At 64.1% G+C, this 15,538-nt stretch carries 15 protein-coding genes; 14 read left to right on the top strand and 1 reads right to left on the bottom strand.

From position 1 onward, the window contains the following. The first annotated feature begins 20 nt into the window (after nucleotides 1-20). From LDO26_RS05860 to LDO26_RS05815, 10 genes are all read left to right on the top strand, one after another. Nucleotides 21-245: a hypothetical protein gene (locus LDO26_RS05860; protein ID WP_232130129.1), complete on the top strand. Its 225-nt coding sequence runs from the start codon at nucleotides 21-23 to the stop codon at nucleotides 243-245. Between the two features lie 78 nt (nucleotides 246-323). Further along, nucleotides 324-638: a helix-turn-helix transcriptional regulator gene (locus LDO26_RS05855; protein ID WP_232130128.1), complete on the top strand. Its 315-nt coding sequence runs from the start codon at nucleotides 324-326 to the stop codon at nucleotides 636-638. Continuing rightward, nucleotides 635-1,075, top strand: coding sequence for a hypothetical protein (locus LDO26_RS05850; protein WP_232130127.1), 441 nt, complete (start codon nucleotides 635-637; stop codon nucleotides 1,073-1,075). Before LDO26_RS05855 ends, LDO26_RS05850 begins: the two co-directional genes overlap by 4 nt. Beyond that, complete coding sequence (locus LDO26_RS05845) at nucleotides 1,072-1,470, top strand: hypothetical protein (protein ID WP_232130126.1); 399 nt, start codon at nucleotides 1,072-1,074, stop codon at nucleotides 1,468-1,470. Before LDO26_RS05850 ends, LDO26_RS05845 begins: the two co-directional genes overlap by 4 nt. After that, nucleotides 1,467-3,362 carry an AAA family ATPase gene (locus LDO26_RS05840; protein ID WP_232130125.1) on the top strand — a complete coding sequence of 632 codons (1,896 nt, stop codon included), beginning with the start codon at nucleotides 1,467-1,469 and terminating at the stop codon, nucleotides 3,360-3,362. Before LDO26_RS05845 ends, LDO26_RS05840 begins: the two co-directional genes overlap by 4 nt. Next, nucleotides 3,359-3,622, top strand: a complete 264-nt coding sequence (locus LDO26_RS05835) for a hypothetical protein (protein WP_232130124.1) — start codon at nucleotides 3,359-3,361, stop codon at nucleotides 3,620-3,622. Before LDO26_RS05840 ends, LDO26_RS05835 begins: the two co-directional genes overlap by 4 nt. Then, nucleotides 3,612-4,184: a hypothetical protein gene (locus tag LDO26_RS05830; RefSeq protein WP_232130123.1), complete on the top strand. Its 573-nt coding sequence runs from the start codon at nucleotides 3,612-3,614 to the stop codon at nucleotides 4,182-4,184. Before LDO26_RS05835 ends, LDO26_RS05830 begins: the two co-directional genes overlap by 11 nt. A gap of 159 nt (nucleotides 4,185-4,343) precedes the next feature. Then, nucleotides 4,344-5,342, top strand: a complete 999-nt coding sequence (locus LDO26_RS05825; RefSeq protein ID WP_232130122.1) for a hypothetical protein — start codon at nucleotides 4,344-4,346, stop codon at nucleotides 5,340-5,342. 39 nt (nucleotides 5,343-5,381) lie between these two features. Then, nucleotides 5,382-5,831, top strand: coding sequence for a hypothetical protein (locus LDO26_RS05820; protein WP_232130121.1), 450 nt, complete (start codon nucleotides 5,382-5,384; stop codon nucleotides 5,829-5,831). Beyond that, nucleotides 5,821-7,197, top strand: a complete 1,377-nt coding sequence (locus tag LDO26_RS05815; protein WP_232130120.1) for a phage terminase large subunit — start codon at nucleotides 5,821-5,823, stop codon at nucleotides 7,195-7,197. The genes LDO26_RS05820 and LDO26_RS05815 overlap by 11 nt, the downstream gene beginning before the upstream one ends. Nucleotides 7,198-7,225: 28 nt before the next feature. On the opposite strand, the gene LDO26_RS05810 is transcribed toward LDO26_RS05815, so the two are convergent. Next, the gene (locus tag LDO26_RS05810; protein WP_232130119.1) at nucleotides 7,226-7,525 is read right to left on the bottom strand and encodes a hypothetical protein; all 300 of its coding nucleotides are present in this window, start codon (nucleotides 7,523-7,525) and stop codon (nucleotides 7,226-7,228) included. A 1,236-nt stretch (nucleotides 7,526-8,761) separates the two neighbouring features. Between LDO26_RS05810 and LDO26_RS05805 the strand changes: the two genes are divergently transcribed. The 4 genes from LDO26_RS05805 to LDO26_RS05790 all read left to right on the top strand — a co-directional run bounded on the left by LDO26_RS05805 (nucleotide 8,762) and on the right by LDO26_RS05790 (nucleotide 15,530). Further along, nucleotides 8,762-9,403, top strand: a complete 642-nt coding sequence (locus tag LDO26_RS05805) for an RNA polymerase sigma factor (protein WP_232130118.1) — start codon at nucleotides 8,762-8,764, stop codon at nucleotides 9,401-9,403. Continuing rightward, complete coding sequence (locus LDO26_RS05800) at nucleotides 9,372-10,364, top strand: FecR family protein (protein WP_232130117.1); 993 nt, start codon at nucleotides 9,372-9,374, stop codon at nucleotides 10,362-10,364. Before LDO26_RS05805 ends, LDO26_RS05800 begins: the two co-directional genes overlap by 32 nt. 93 nt (nucleotides 10,365-10,457) lie before the next feature. Beyond that, nucleotides 10,458-13,796, top strand: a complete 3,339-nt coding sequence (locus LDO26_RS05795; protein ID WP_232130116.1) for a TonB-dependent receptor — start codon at nucleotides 10,458-10,460, stop codon at nucleotides 13,794-13,796. A gap of 129 nt (nucleotides 13,797-13,925) precedes the next feature. Continuing rightward, nucleotides 13,926-15,530 carry an alkaline phosphatase D family protein gene (locus tag LDO26_RS05790; protein ID WP_232130115.1) on the top strand — a complete coding sequence of 535 codons (1,605 nt, stop codon included), beginning with the start codon at nucleotides 13,926-13,928 and terminating at the stop codon, nucleotides 15,528-15,530. The last annotated feature ends 8 nt before the right edge of the window (nucleotides 15,531-15,538 follow it).

Raw genomic sequence — 15,538 nt, 5'->3', positions numbered from 1 at the left:
CAATAGCCGCAGGCGTGCCCATGTCGCCGAAGGGTAAAAGTACGGGGCGACCGCAAACAACAAAGTTGGCGGATATCGTTGCAAAGGCTGCGAAGCGCGTAAAAGACGGGACGTTTGCAGATATCGATGCCGCCAGCGTTTGGGCGCTGCATGAATACCGGCCGCATCTTGACCCGCAATCTGATCCCGGTAACTACGGTACGGCGAAGCGCGATATGAAGCGCCGCATAAAGGCCGCATTGTAAGCCCGCATAACATTAATCCCTTGGTGCCCATCGCACCGCGTCGATAGATTCTGCGGCATCCCAAACAGGTGCCGCCCAATGTCTGATTCACCGCTCCCTGTATTCGCCGGCCGCGTCCGTCTTGCGCAAGTCCGGCCGCTCGTCGGCATGTCGTCGGCGACGATCTATCGCCGCATTGCCGACGGCACGTTCCCGCGTCCGGTGCGTGTGTCGTCGCGTTGCTCGCTGTTCGACGCGGTCGAACTCAATCGCTGGATCGCCGACCCGGCAGGCTATCGGGCCGATGCCAGCCCGGACGATAGCGCCGCCCCTGTCGCCCCCGCTGTTGAGGCCGCCCCTGCTGTCGAGGCCGCCGCGCCTGCCAAGCCGCACCCGTTCGGCGGTGCCGCATGACCGCGCCCGATGCGACGCGCGTTTCCCGCTTGCTGGCGCGTCAATCCGGTGCGCGGGAAACGGCGCTGTCTGCAAGACCGGAACTTGCGCGCCACCTGCTGTGGTTTGCGGTAGAGCGCGCCAAGCATCCCGACGCCTATTCGTTCGACGCTGTGTTGCGTTACATGGGCGCCGACGCGGACGCCGAATTCCGCGCGTTTCTGCATGAATTGCACTTGTGCGACAACGTGTCCGCTTACGCGTGTTCGATCTGGAACGATGCTTTCGTCTGCGACGTGTCCGCCTACCTGCGCAGCATCATGGATGACGCACGCCTTCCCGATCCCGTAACGATTGCTTCCGACCTGTACCGACGCGCGATGCGCACGAAAGACGATGCGCTTTCGCTGGAACTCTACCGGCTAGCGTCCGAGTATCGCCGGGGTGATGCGAAGTGACCGCCGCAACGCCTACAGCGGCGATGCTGCAATCAGCGATTGATTGCGGCTGCACGGCGGAACAGTTCGTCGGCCTGTCGGCGCTGTTCAACACGTTATCGCTGTTGGTACCGACTGCGGCGATGCCGCCCGATACCGAATGGGCGCTAGCCGAACTTGCAACCGACGGCGCGAGCTGGCGCGTTGTGCATCGTGCCGCGCACCCGTTCGCCATCGTTCGCGAACCGATCATTGTCGAGCGTTCGCCGTGGATCGTGGCTGTGGACCTGCGCGTGTTCGATGAATCGAATTCCGAGCCGGAAATGCAGCGGTTCCCGTTGCATGTGCTGCAACGCCTTTGGGCGCTCGCATCCGAGTATCGATTGCGGCATGCGGTCGCGGGTGGCAATGGATGAACGCCAGTCCTGTGCCGGTTGTGCCGGCCACTGCGGACCGATTTACGGCGAGCCGGTTCCTATCCGCTCTTGACTCTACTGCCGGCACGTTCGCTTTCCGTACCTTCGCCGATAACCGCAAGGGCGGCGGAAAGAACTACACCGGCACGCTGGCCGAACACTTCGACGCACTTGCGGCGGCGAACGCAGCGGGCGATGGCGTGTTTGTTGTCGTCAACGAAGGCGGACACAAAGCCGCAGACATCGCGCGCGTTCGGGCCGTGTTCGTGGACCTAGACGGCACGCCGCTGGACGCTGTGCGGCGCTGCGACCTTGTGCCGCATGTCGCCGTCGAGTCGTCGCCCGGCAGGTTCCACGCCTATTGGCGCGTTGACGGGCTATCGCTCGACGAATTCGCCAGCTTGCAACGCGCCATCGCGGCCCGGTTCGAGGGTGACAAGTCGGTCAATGACCTGCCGCGCGTGATGCGCTTGCCCGGTTTCCAGCACCGCAAGGGCGAGCCGTTCCCGGTTCGTATCATCCATCGGCACGACGGCGCGCCGTACAGCGCCGACATCGTCCGCCGGCAGTTTGGGCAGGCTAGCGCCGCACCGCTCGTTGCCGCGCCCGTGGCGCCCGCTGCGCCTGTCGCCGGGGCGCACGCCATCCTGCCGGCGCCGTTCGCCGCCGCCCTTCCTGCCGTGCCGCCGCTCGACGCCGAGGCCGTAGACCGCGCCTTGCGCTTCCTGCCGGCAGGGGACGCCGCGCTGTGGCGCCGCGTCACGTGCGCGCTGCGCGCCTATGGCGAGGCTGGCCGCGTGATATGGGACGCGTGGAGCCGCACAGCGCCGGCCGCCTACAACGAAGCGGGCAACCGGGCCGTATGGGCGGCCGCGACCGCGCTCGATGGCGGGCAGCGGGTGATTCTGGCCGAGGCCCAGGCACGCGGCTGGGTCAATGCGCTGTCTGCGCAGAACGCCGGGCGCCCGCTGGTCACGTTCGCCCGTGTCGGAACGCTGCGCACCGTTCCGCAGTCGTGGATGGTCGCCGGGTGGATTCCTTCGGCCTCGCTGTCCGCGATCATCGGCGCATCCGGCGCTGGCAAGTCGTTCTGTGCGCTCGCCGTCGCATGCAGCGTTGCAACAGGGTCCGCGTTCTTCGATTGCGCGGTCGAAGCCGGGGCGGTGTTCTACCTTGCCGGCGAAGGTCTAGCCGGCCTGAAGCGCCGCATTGATGCGTGGTCGCTGGAAAACGCTGTCGATCTGTCGGACGCGCCGCTGTTCCTTGCCGACAGACTGCCGGCGCTAACCGAGCCCGGAAGTGCGGCCGCGATTGTCGCCGCAATCCGATCAATGATCGCGACGAGCGGGACGCCGCGTTTGATCGTCGTCGACACCCTACATCGCGCGTTCGGCGGCGAGGATGAGAACAGCGCCGCCGCAATGGCGAAATTCATTCGCGCCTGCGACGAAATGAAAGGCGAACTAGCCGGCGCGACCGTCGTCGTGATCCATCACAGCGGGCACGGCACAAACCGCGCGCGAGGTAGTAGCGCGTTCTATGCCGCGCTCGACGCCGAAATCACCATCACCAAAGACGACAACGGCCGCATCGGGTTCAACAGCACGAAACAGAAAGACGCGGAAGCGCCAATCCCCATGCTGTTGGAGCTGAAGCGAATCGACTTCGATAACGGCGATTCGTCGGCAGTGTTGACGCGCCCGCATGAATCGCCGGCAGAACTCGCCGAGCGTGTGCGTGAAAGCGCAATCGCCGAAGTTGCCGGGGCGCGAAAGCTGGATGGGAACTATGAGTACAGCGGACGCGAAGCCGTAATCATGATTAAGAGCAAATGCGGGATCGATGTAAGCGAAAGCAAGGTCAGGCGTTGGAGAAAGGATAACGAATCATGACAGACGATATTGACGAGTTGCGCCGGAAGAATAGCCGGCTCAAAAGCGAGTTGCGGCGCAGGGAGTGCGAAGTAGATCGGATAGTTGCGCACAATCAACGGCTAATGGACGAGAAGAAAAAGCAAAGCCGGAAGCTGGCGGCATTGCAACTGCAATACAACGCTGTTTTGGAGTCAATCGCAAGTCGAAAGGGTGACGTATTTAGGCGGTTGATCGGATTGGGTGGACTTACTAGAGCGGAGCGTGAAAGTGAACATTGACGAATTGCAGCAAGAAAACGCGGAACTGAAATCGCAACTAGATAAGCTGCGCACGAACAGCGCCGCATTGCTCGACGAGCGCAAGCGGGAGAAGGCCGCGCACGACGCGACCAAGGGCGAAATGTCGGCAGTAGTGGCGGAACGCGACAAGTTGCGAGGCGAGTTGCGCGCGTTCCGGCTGGATGCACCCGTAGAGCGGTTGATTGACGAAATCGCTACGGATGCCGTGCTGTTCCGTGCGGTATGGGACCGTGCCGGCTATGCATTTGCGCTGGATGACGCGGGTAACCCGTGCGTTACCGATACCGAAGGAAAGCCGGTTTCCGTTGGCGAAGGCAGCGAAGCGCGGCCGTTGGCGTTCGATGCGAAGGAAATCGCCGAGTTTCTAGCGCCGAGTAAAGACCCGGCAAGCTGGACGCCGGATCAAAGGCGATTCGCGAGCGTCATCGTCGGATCGAAGGCCGTAGGCAGCGGCGCCGCCGGCAGGCCGAATGCCGACAAGCCTTTCACCCCTGCGGTCGAAGAGCGCACGCGCGAGCGGCCGAAGTTCGGTTTGCAGTAAATAGCTCTGCTGCTGTGCTAGATTATCGAAGCGAAACCGGATTGCGGCGCGTGTCCGGTCCGGTTTCGCTTCCTTTCCTCGCCGATGTCGGCGACGGCACGCGCCAAGTCTGGCAAATGTCCGAATCTCTTTCTTATCTTTTGATTCGGAGTTTATATCATGGCAACGACTCGCCTTGCGGACGTTATCGTCCCGCAGAACTTTACCGATTACGTCGTCGAGAACACCATGCAGCGCACTGCATTGGTGCAGTCCGGCGCGGCTGTTCTTAACCCTGTCATCAGCGAAGCACTACGCGCCGGAAGCGATAGCTTTACCGTCCCGTTCTGGCGTGATCTTGGCAACGAAGAAGCCAACATCACGAACGACGATCCGGACGACTTCGCCGCGCCGAAGAAGATCGGCGCCGGTAGCCAAAGGGTTCGCAAGTCTTTCTTGCACAACTCGTGGTCCGCGATGAACCTCGCGAGCGAACTTGCGGGCTCTAATGCTATCGAGCGGATTCAGGACCGTGCGACCGCCTATTGGGATCGGCAGTTGCAGGCGCGCATCATTGCCTCGCTTGTTGGCGTTCTGGCCGACAACGTCGCGAACGATGGCGGCGACATGGTGCTGAACATCACGGGCGAAACCGGCGATGCTGGTGTGTTCAGTGCCGACGCGGTGATCGATGCCACTGCCGACCTCGGTGACGCAGCGGGAAGCCTGACCGGGATTGCGATGCACTCCACGATCTACCGGCGCGCCCTGAAGGCCGATCTGATCGACTTCATCCCTGATTCGCAGGGTGGATCGATCGCGCGTTATCGTGGCCTCGCGGTGGCGGTGGATGACGGCCTGCCGGCGACCGGGACCGGGGACGCGACCGCCTACACGACCATCCTGTTTGGTCCCGGCGCCATCGGCTACGGCATGTCGCCGCCGAACGTCGCGGAAGGCACCGAAGTGGAGAACGTGCCGAGCGCCGGCAACGGTGGCGGCATGCACGTGCTGCATTCGCGTATGAACGTGGCTGTGCACCCTGCCGGCTTCTCGTGGATCGAAGGCACGTTGGTCGAGGCAGCGCCGTCGCTGGCCGATCTGCGCCTTGCCGCGCATTGGGATCGGGTTGCAGCCGAGCGCAAGGCGATTCCCCTCGCGTTTCTCATTTCGCGGTAAGCATCGGAGCGGGGCGGCGCAAGTCGCCCCGTTTTTGCCATGGCAAACGAAAAGAAATACCCCGGAAACACCAAACATCCGCCGGCCGATTGCGCCGAAAAGATTCGCGATTGGGCGGCTATCGGCTACTCCAAAAAAGCGATGGCCTACCGCTTCGGTGTCTGTGCTGAAACGATGAATCGCTGGCTCGCGGATGATCCCGAGCTACAACGCGAGTTCGAGCAAGGCAGGGAACGCGAGCATCAAGCGCTGTTCAATTCGCTGTTTACGCAAGCCACGTCACGCGGCAACGTCACGGCCGCAATTTTCCTGCTGAAGAGCCGCCACGGCTACCGCGAGGGCGACCAATCGGACATCGCGAATCGCGTATCTATCACGTTCCAGCTGCCCGGCGCGTTGCCGATGGATCAGTACACGAAGGCGCTCGAAAAGACGGTCGGCAGGAAGGGCAAGAGCAACGAAGCGAAGGTGATCGAGCATGGCGAATGAACAGCCGATCAGCCTAAACAAGCTGCAACAGCAGGTCATGGCGTTGCCCGAACCGCTGGACGTATTTCTAGGCGGCGGACGTGGCGGCGGAAAGTCCTATCTGTTGGCGTTGCTCGCACTGCGGCATATCGAACAGTACGGGCAACGAGCGCGCATTCTGTACATCCGAAAGACGTACAAAGGCCTTGCCGACTTTGAGCTGATTACGCGCGAATTGTTCGGTTCGATCTACGGGACCGGCGCCCGCTACAACGCTGCGGAACACGTGTGGCGACTGCCGAACGGTGGCTATCTGGAACTCGGGCAGCTGGAAAGCGCGTCGGACTATGCCAAGTATCAAGGCCGTAGCTTTACGCTGTTGCTTGTGGACGAAGCCGGGCAATTCGTGTCGCCCGATCTGCTGGATATGCTGCGAAGCAACTTGCGCGGACCTGTAGAAGTGCCAATCCGCATGGTGATGGCCGCGAATCCCGGCGGCGTCGGGCATCATTGGCTGGCACGGCGCTATGTGTTCGCGGCCGCACCGTGGACCCCGTTTATCGAGCCGAAATCTAAACGGCAATGGACCTATGCGCCGTCAACCTTCGACGGTAACGAATTCATCGACCGCGACCAGTACCGAAGCCAGCTTGAGAGCGCGTGTCCAGGCGATCCCGAATTGTTGCGCGCATGGATTGATGGCGATTGGGCCGTGAACCGTGGCGCGTACTTCGCCAGTGTGCTGGACGAACAGCGCAACGCCTGCGACCCGTGGCAAGAGATACCGGCAGGTTGGGGCGCGTACCTGACGCACGACTTTGGATCGTCGGCGCCGTCCGCGACCTACGTCGTCGCGGTCAGCCCCGGCGAGGAAGGGCCGGACGGGCGCTTCTACGCGCGCGACAGTCTCGTGTTGGTCGACGAGCTGGCGACGAACCGCCGCGACAGCCTCGACGCTGGCAACGGCTGGACGGTGCCCATTCTCGGCGAGGCGATCAAGGCAATGGCCGAGCGTTGGAGCATTCGCCCCGCAGGCGTTGCGGACGACGCGATCTTCGCCAAGACTGGCCACGGGGCGGGCAGCATCGCCGATGAGTTCCGCATTGCGGGCGTGAGCTTCACGCCGGCACGAAAGGCGGACAGGCTAAGCGGGTGGACGCGCATGCGCCGGTTGCTGGCCGATGCCGGCAAGCCTGACCGGCCCGGACTCTACATCGCCCGGACGTGTGAGTATTTTTGGGCAACGGTCCCGTATCTGACCAATGATCCGAAGCGAATCGAGGACCTAGACAGCAGCGGCCCCGACCATGCTGCCGACGCTGTTCGCTACGGGTGTTTGCGGAAGAGTTGGACCACTGAAATCAGAGTGGATTGGACGTCGATGTGATCTGACTTGCGGCGCCTAGATGGCCGCCTTATGGCTTTGTGTAGTGCAAGGCTTTCAGACAGGATGCGAACAGTTGAAAGCTGACGTGTTCGTCATCAAAGAACGGCGCCAGTAGATGCGCGGTCGGAACTGCCGGGATTGCGACGATGTCGTCAAACTGGGGCATGTCGTCCAGACCGCCGCGACGCATTGCGTTCCAGTTTTTCGCGAGTAGCGCGCCGAACATATCGCGGCCGCTTGGGTCTAACGAGTCGAGCGAAACTTCTAGCTCCGCAGCCTTCGTCAATACGTCGGTTAGCGCCGCGTTTTCGATAGTGGCTTCGGTCATTGCGCTGACTCCATTGGCTGACATTCGGTTGAGAATTTCCCTACACGATACGCCGTGGTCGGACGACTGCGGCGCGATGCTGTAGGCGGCACGCTGTGTCTGCCCTTCCTGCCTAGGCCACCACTATTGCAGTCAGGCCGAACGGTGTTGATTCGTCGGCAGGAAGAGCGTTAGAGCTTGCGAAGTAGAACACGGCGTGACGCTTCGGCAGGTAATGCGGCAGGGGATGCGGCATAGCGAACGGCGAGGGGTAGGGCGTGTCGCTAAGGGTCGCAATGGCTTCGCGAGAAGGGCGGCGTTGGGGTGATTTTGGACTCGGCCCTGCCCTTCTCGAATGTTAAAAAGCCTTAATATTTCGTTCAGAAAAGTGCGTCACAGGGGTGACGCAAAACACCCCCTCTGACGCACCCCGTGACGCAGCAGTGCGTCACTACTGCGTCACCATTTCGCCTAGGCGTGACGCAGCAGGAAAGGCTCTACAGCGCGGTTCCTGCACCTGCTGCGTCACTGCTGCGTCACGTGTTTTTTTCGCGCGGCATCAACTGCGTCACTACTTCCCCCCCTATATAGGGGGGAAGTGACGCAGTGCCCTGAAATCTGTTGATCTACCTGCCCTTGATCTACCTGCCGACTCGACTCGGATTGATCGTTCGCGGCTTGCGCGTTGAGTCGCCGCGCTGCACTCGCGTCGCGCATGCCTCGCGCTCGATGTGCGCTCGCTTCGCCGCCCATGCGCGCGCTTTGCAGCTGGCCGCCTAAGCGGCGCTAGGCGCTCGCCTTGAACCTAGGCGCTAGACCGGTAGCGGGTACCCCTGTCGTCGGCCCGTAGCGCGCTGCTGCGGACGCCTGCGCGTGTGCTGTGCTGCGTTGCCTCCCTCGGCATCGCGGCGATGGCGCTACGGCCGGGCTGCGATGCCGCTGCCGCGCAATTGCCAAGCTGTCGCCGCCGGTCGGTAGGGGAAATCGCACCGCGGTAGCACTTTCCGACGAACGGTAACTGTGACGGTAACAGCGGCTTTTTCGTTGTCTTGTTCGATTTGAAATCAATAGCTTGCAATGACTTTGCGGTGCCGGCTCCGGGCACCATCCAATCGCTTCACCATGCGCTGCCGGCAGGGCTGCCGGGACCACCGGTTGCCGCCGGAAGGCATGACAGGCCGCTGCGTCTGTCATTGTGCTGCAATGCCTCGTGCGCAGAATCGGCAGGATCGCGTTCTCGTTTTCAGGGGTGTTCCGGTGGACCAGGGGCTGGTTCGAAGCGGCAAGCGGCGCACGCCACTCGCTGCCCCCGCCTGTGTCATCTGGTTTTCCGAGCACATCCTGCCGCACGAGCCGGGACTGCGCCGCTGGCTGGCGCGCCGCTGCACCACGCCGGGGCTCGATGTCGAAGACATCATCCAGGAAAGCTATGCACTGCTCGCGGCAAGGCCGCGGGTCGACGACATCGGCAATCCCCGCGCCTATCTGTACCAGACGGCGCATTCGCTGATCCTGCGCGATATCCGCCGCAGCCGGATCGTGCCGATCCTGGCGATGGAAGACCTGGGGCCGGTGGAGTTCGCCGACGCGTCCGCGGCGCCCGAGCAGGCGATCGAAGAACGCGACATGCTGGAGAACGTCACCAGGGTGATCGAGGCGATGCCGGAAAAGACCCGCAAGGCCTTCTCCCTGCGTCGCATCCACGACGTGCCGCAGCGCGAAATCGCCCGGCGCATGGGCATCAGCGAGAAGGCGGTCGAGAAGCTCATCGCCAGGGGCATCCGCTGGATCGCCAGATGGCTCGCGACCGAAGGGGGGGAGCGCCCCGCTCGGGTCTCTAAGCAAAGGACAGGCGACAGACATCCCGATGGACACACGCGAGAGCAGCCAGAGCATTGACCGGGCAGCCGCCGAATGGGCGGCGCGGCTGGATCGCGCCCCGTTGACCGCGCAGGAGGAGGACGCGCTCGACGCATGGCTGCAGGGGGACATCCGGCGGCAGGGCGGCCTGCTGCGCGCGCAGGCCATCCTGGTGAAGGCGTCGGCCAACGCCGGCATCCCGTTATCCCGGCACGCGCAGCTCCATGTCCTGTCCAGGCCAGGGCACGGGGCGGCACCCGTCCGCAAAGGGTGGATGCGACTCGGTGGCGCGCTGGCCGCCAGCCTGCTGCTGGTGGGTACGATCGCGCTGTCGCTGGTGGACGCCCCCGAGGCCTACGCCACGGTCAAGGGCGAGATCCGCACGCTTCCCCTGCCGGACGGATCCACCATCACGCTCAATACCGAGACCCGGGTGAAGGTCTACGACGCCCGGGGGCGTGCACGCATCAAGCTGCTGCATGGTGAGATGTACGTCCAGTCGGTCGCCGACGACAGGCAGCCGATCATCGTCGAGGTGTGCGGAAAGACGCTGCAAGCTAGCCGCGCGGCCTTCGGCATCAGCAATCTCGAAGGCGCGTCGTGGCAGGTGACGGTGCGCGAGGGGCAGGTGGCGCTGGAAGGCGAGAGCGGCAGCCGCGACATCGTCGTCGCCTCGAATACCCGCGTGTCGATGCCGGCTCCCGGTATGCACGCCGCGCCGGTACCGGCGCCGCTCACGCCGGATGAAATCGAGCGCCTGCTGACCTGGCGGGAAGGCAGGATCGCCTTCCATGGCGAGACCCTGGCCGAAGCGGCGCGATCGTTCGCCCGTTACAGCGATACCCGTATCGTGATCGCCGAACCGGCCCTGGCCGACGCGCCCGTGATCGGCTTGTACGCCTCGAACAATCCGGTGGGCTTCGCCCGCTCGGTCGCCACGCTGCTCGATGCCGAGGTCGAGCAATCCGCCGGCCAGGTCGTCATCGCCGCGAAGCATTAAATTTTTCTTACAGGGTGGGGGAGCCGCGATCTGGTGCATCCATGAGTGCAATGCCGCAGCTTTCCTGCGGCGAACACCGAGGTTCGAAACACCATGATCCGCAAGAAGATCCTGTCGGCTGCCGTTGTGGTCGCGCTGTCGTTCGGCGCGCAGGCGTTTGCACAGACGCGCACGTTCGACGTCCCGGCGCAACCTGCCGCCACGTCCATTCCCGAACTGGCCCGCCAGGCCGGCGTCCAGATCGTGGCGACCGGCATCGGCCTGGACGGTATCGACACGCCCGCCGTCGTCGGTGAAATGGACGTGCAGGATGCGCTTCGCCGGTTGCTCGAAGGGACCGACGTCGAAATTTCCACCGACCAGAGCGGCACGATACTGGTCAGGCCGGCGGTGCGGGGCGGTGCGGGGCAGATGCAGGGCACCGGCGCCATCCTCGGCCAGGTGTTCGACCCGGTCACCGGCGGATACCTGCGCAACGCGATCATCAGGCTCAACGGCCGCCAGGTCACGATCTCCGGCGAGCGCGGCGAGTTCCGCATCAGTGCCGTGCCTGCCGGCACCCAGCAGCTGACCGTCGAATACACCGGCTTCGTCACCGCCAGCAAGGCCGTCGAGGTGAGAAGCGGCGAAACCAGCACGCAGTTGATCGAGCTGTACGCATCCGGCGGCGCCGCCACCGTCGCTTCCGCCGAAACCCTCGACACCGTCGAAGTGGTCGGCGCCCGCGAAGGCGATGCCCGCGCGATCATGGAACAGCGCGCCTCGATGAACATCACCAACACCCTGTCGGCCGACAGCTTCGGCGAGATCGGCGACGGCAACCCGGGCGAGTTCCTGAAATACATGCCGGGCGTGGATTTCGACGTCGTCGCCGACGACGCGCCGCGCAACATCTCCCTGCGGGGGCTGCCGGCCAAGTACACCGGCGTGACGGTCAATGGCGTGAGTCTTTCCGGCATCGACGCCGCCAAGTCGAGTTCGCGCACCTTCAGCTTCGAGCAGATCGCGCTGTCCGGGGTCGAGTCGATCAACATCTACAAGACCACCAGCGCGGACATGGATGCCAACGCGCCTGCCGGCACGATCGACATCCGCACCAGGAAGGCCTTCGACCGCAAGGGACGCAACATCACAGTGCAGCTCGGCGCGACGACCCATTCCAACCTCTGGGACAGCTACGACAGCGGCCCGATCGAAGGCGGCTACGACAAGAAGTTCCTGCCCGTGTCCGCCTTCAACTACTCGGACGTGTTCCTTGACGGCCGCCTCGGCGTCGCCGCCGGCGTGAGCAGCACGACCAACTATGTGGAACAGGAGCAGATCACCGCGGGCCGCAACTACGTGCCGACGGCGGTCAGCCCGGAGCCCTATGCGGTGACCTCGATTTCCGCGAACAACTACGGCCGCGAATACAACCGCCGGGTGGCGCAGCTGGGCCTGGACTTCAAGGCCACCGACCAGCTGATCCTGTCGCTGATGACGTCGGTCAGCCGCGGCGACATCGAGCCGAACATCATCAATCCGGCGTTCACCACCAACGCCCGCTCGCGCGGCGTGATCGGCGATCCCTCGCTTGACTTCACCACCCAGTCGGCCGAGACCGCCAATACCCTGAACGTCAACCACACCTACAACTACAAGCTGGGATACACCCGCAATTTCATTCCGAGCTTCGAGTGGAACACCGAACACTTCAAGCTCGACGGCAACCTGTTTTCCTCGCGCTCCAGCAGCCGCTACGACTCGGGCAAGAAGGGACAGGTCTACGACCTGCTCAACCCGGTGACTTCGCGCGGGAACTTCTCCGCCTCGCGCGAGAGCTGGATGACCCAGGACTGGAAGATCCAGCAGGTCGACGGCCCCGACTGGTCCGATCCCGACAGTTTCGCCCTCGGCGCCTACAACGGCTCGACCCGTCCGACCGTGCGCACCAACCACGGCAGTTCCGCCGAGCTGGACTATCGCGGCGGCAGCCTCAATTTCTCGTTCTACCAGGACATCGGCCACGTCCCGGTGACGTGGAAGACCGGGCTCAAGGCCACGCGGGCCGGCTACGACTACGGCAACGACTCCGAGGCCCTGGACTGGACCTACACCGGGCCGTTGAGCAACGCGGAATTCCTGCGCGCCATCCAGAGCGACAACCAGTTCTCCGCCGGCGACAGCGGAATGTACGTCAGCACGCTCAACGGCGGCCAGCTGTACGTGCACAGCCTGGCCAAGATCTACCAGATGATGCAGGCCAGCCCGGAGCAATGGACGCACACCATCACGCCGGCGCAGTGGTACGACGCCTACGTGGCCAATGTCCGTGAGGTCGACGAAAGCATCAATTCGCTGTACTTCATGGGCACCGCCGAATTCACCGAGAAGCTCAGGGCCCAGGCCGGGCTGCGCTGGGAGCAGACCCGGACCAGCAGCTACGACTTCGACCCGCTCAGCCCGGAGGAAGTCGTCGCCGCGGGCTACGCGGTCTCCGACGGGACCGGCCGCGCCACCACCATCGAGGGCCTGGAATACCAGTACCTCAGCAGGCCGAGGGTCGAGCGCAAGGGCGACTACGCGGAGTTCTTCCCCAGCGCCTCGGTCAAGTACAGCTTCACCGACAGCCTCGACCTGATCGCCGGCTACAGCAAGACCATCCAGCGGCCGGAAGTGGAGGACCTGGCCGGCGTCTGGTCGATTTCCTACGACGATGACGGCGTGGTCCTGAGCGCGCCGAACCAGAACCTGAAGCCCGAATACTCGGACAACTTCTCCATCCGCCTGGTCAAGTACTTCGAGCCGGTCGGGCTGGTGTCGCTCAACTACTACCGCAACAAGATCAAGGACCTGATCAGCACGGTGTCCATGAGTCCGGAGGAATTCGGCTATGACGGCACCGAGCCGGTGGACATGGTCACCACCACGTCGAACCTGCCGGACGAGATCAACATCAGCGGCTACGAGTTCGAGTTCAACCACGCCATGGATTATCTCCCGGGCGCGCTGAAGGGATTGACCGTGCGCGGCTCGTATACCTACAGCGATCCCGACGTGGTGCTGCCCCGGGTCGCCACGCAGGTGGCCAACGTCGGACTGGCCTGGCGCCATGGCCCGATGCGCCTGAACCTCAACACCGTCTGGAGCGACGAGAAGGATCGCGGCCTGACCGGCAACATCGTCAATGCCCACGGCGAGACCATGAACCAGAAGCAGCCCTTCGACGACTACCTGGAAGTCAACCTGTCGGGCAGCTACACCATCATTCCCAAGACCAGCAGCAATTTCATGGGGCTGGAGTTCTATTTCAGCGCCAACAATCTCTTCAACCAGAACCGGCACACCGTCTATTCCAACGGCGAAACGGGCCTGGGCGAGAAGGGACACCACAGCCAGATCTACATCCACAGCGGCCGCAGGGCCGCGTTCGGATTCCGCGGCCGCTTCTGACCGCGCACGCGTCGGCGTCCTGCCGACGGAAACCATGGTCGTCGCAAGGGGCCGCATCGCATGCGCGGTCCCGGGCCGCGTCGACGGCGCGGCCGGATCTTTCGCTCCAGCACACAGGTGATCCAGAAGATGTCATATCCCAAACTCGACCGCCGCAGGTTCCTGCTCGGCGCCGGCAGCCTGGCCATGTTCGCCGGACTCGGCCACGCCGGCAGGACCTGGGCCGCGCCCGCATTCACTGCCTATCCGTTCTCGCTGGGCGTGGCTTCGGGCGATCCCTGGCCGGACGGGTTCGTGATCTGGACGCGGCTGGCGCCGGAACCGCTGGCCGAGCACGGCGGCATGCCGATGCTGGCCGTGCCGGTGAAATGGGAGATTGCCGAGGACGCGAGGTTCGCGCGTATCGTGCTCGCCGGCGAGGCGCTGGCGCGTCCCGAGCTCGGCCACAGCGTGCACGTGGAGGTCCAGGGGCTGAAGCCCGCCCGTCCGTACTGGTACCGCTTCATTGTCGGCGGGGCGGGCGCCAGTCCGGTTGGCGTGGTGCGTACGGCGCCGGCTGCCGACGACCTGCCCGGCCGCGTGCGCCTGGCGGTTGCCGGTTGCCAGGCCTATTACCAGGGCTGGTATGACGCGTACCGCCACCTGAGCGAGGAACCGGAGCTCGATGCGGTCTTCCATTACGGCGACTACATCTACGAAGGCCCCGCCGGCCGCAACACGGACAAGTTCCCGATCTACGATGCGGCCGGCAACCTGGCCGTCGAGCGCGACCATGTCGGCGGCGAGATCTACACGCTGGACGATTACCGCCGCCGCTACGCGCTCTACAAGTCCGACCCCGACCTCCAGGCCGCGCACGCGTCGGCAGCGTTCGTGATGTCCTTCGACGATCACGAGATCGACAACGACTGGGGCGGGGAATGGGACCAGGACCGCACGCCGCCGGAGGTGTTCGCACTGCGCAGGTTCGTGGCGATGCAGGCCTGGTACGAGAACCTGCCGGTGCGCAGGACGCAGTTCCCGCGCGTGGATGGCGGTACGCGCTATTTCCGCCGGCTCGACTACGGCAGGTTGCTGCGCATGCATGTGCTGGATACGCGCAGCCATCGTGCCAACCAGCGCTGTCTCGACCCCTCGTCGGCCAGGTGCAGGTACGAGGCAGGCGAACCGTCGAGCATCATGGGCCCGGCGCAGGAGGCCTGGCTGGACGCCGGTCTGGACAATGGCGCGCGCTGGAACCTGATCGCGCAGCAGGTGTTCGTGATGCCGCTGAAGGCGCGCGGTTCCGGAGGCGAGGAACAGACGTGGTTCCCCGACAAGTGGGACGGCTATCCGGGGTCCCGGGCGCGCCTGGTCAAGTCGATTGCGGACCGGAAGCTGACCAACGTGGTCATCGCCACCGGCGATGCGCACATGAACGCCATCGGCGAGGTGCCGTTGCGCGACGACGAACCGGACGGTCCGGCGGCGGCGACCGAGTTCCTGGCGACGTCGATCTCCTCCAACGGCGATGGCGGCATCGATTCCGCCAACGTCACGCGCTTCACCGATGCCGGCAATCCCTTCCTGAAGCTGGCCGACAACCTGCGCGGCTACCACACGTTCGATGTGACGCCGGACCAATGGCGCGCCGATGTGAAAGTGATGGACCAGGTGCAGCGCAAGGGTGGCAGGCTCAGCACCCGCGCCCGGTTCGTCGTCACGCCCGACGAACCGCGGTTGCACAGGGCATGAGGGGCGCC

This window comes from Proluteimonas luteida (assembly GCF_021191695.1).
GTDB lineage: Bacteria > Pseudomonadota > Gammaproteobacteria > Xanthomonadales > Xanthomonadaceae > Luteimonas > Luteimonas luteida.
This window is presented reverse-complemented; position numbering and strand designations above follow the sequence as displayed.

Excerpts from the sequence above, each read along its gene's own strand:
- LDO26_RS05820 (WP_232130121.1), top strand. The coding sequence starts at position 5,382 with ATGGCAAACGAAAAGAAATACCCCGGAAACACCAAACATCCGCCGGCC.
- LDO26_RS05855 (WP_232130128.1), top strand. The coding sequence starts at position 324 with ATGTCTGATTCACCGCTCCCTGTATTCGCCGGCCGCGTCCGTCTTGCG.
- LDO26_RS05825 (WP_232130122.1), top strand. The coding sequence starts at position 4,344 with ATGGCAACGACTCGCCTTGCGGACGTTATCGTCCCGCAGAACTTTACC.
- LDO26_RS05815 (WP_232130120.1), top strand. The coding sequence starts at position 5,821 with ATGGCGAATGAACAGCCGATCAGCCTAAACAAGCTGCAACAGCAGGTC.
- LDO26_RS05810 (WP_232130119.1), bottom strand. The coding sequence starts at position 7,525 with ATGACCGAAGCCACTATCGAAAACGCGGCGCTAACCGACGTATTGACG.
- LDO26_RS05795 (WP_232130116.1), top strand. The coding sequence starts at position 10,458 with ATGATCCGCAAGAAGATCCTGTCGGCTGCCGTTGTGGTCGCGCTGTCG.
- LDO26_RS05790 (WP_232130115.1), top strand. The coding sequence starts at position 13,926 with ATGTCATATCCCAAACTCGACCGCCGCAGGTTCCTGCTCGGCGCCGGC.
- LDO26_RS05840 (WP_232130125.1), top strand. The coding sequence starts at position 1,467 with ATGAACGCCAGTCCTGTGCCGGTTGTGCCGGCCACTGCGGACCGATTT.
- LDO26_RS05800 (WP_232130117.1), top strand. The coding sequence starts at position 9,372 with ATGGACACACGCGAGAGCAGCCAGAGCATTGACCGGGCAGCCGCCGAA.
- LDO26_RS05850 (WP_232130127.1), top strand. The coding sequence starts at position 635 with ATGACCGCGCCCGATGCGACGCGCGTTTCCCGCTTGCTGGCGCGTCAA.
- LDO26_RS05860 (WP_232130129.1), top strand. The coding sequence starts at position 21 with ATGTCGCCGAAGGGTAAAAGTACGGGGCGACCGCAAACAACAAAGTTG.
- LDO26_RS05835 (WP_232130124.1), top strand. The coding sequence starts at position 3,359 with ATGACAGACGATATTGACGAGTTGCGCCGGAAGAATAGCCGGCTCAAA.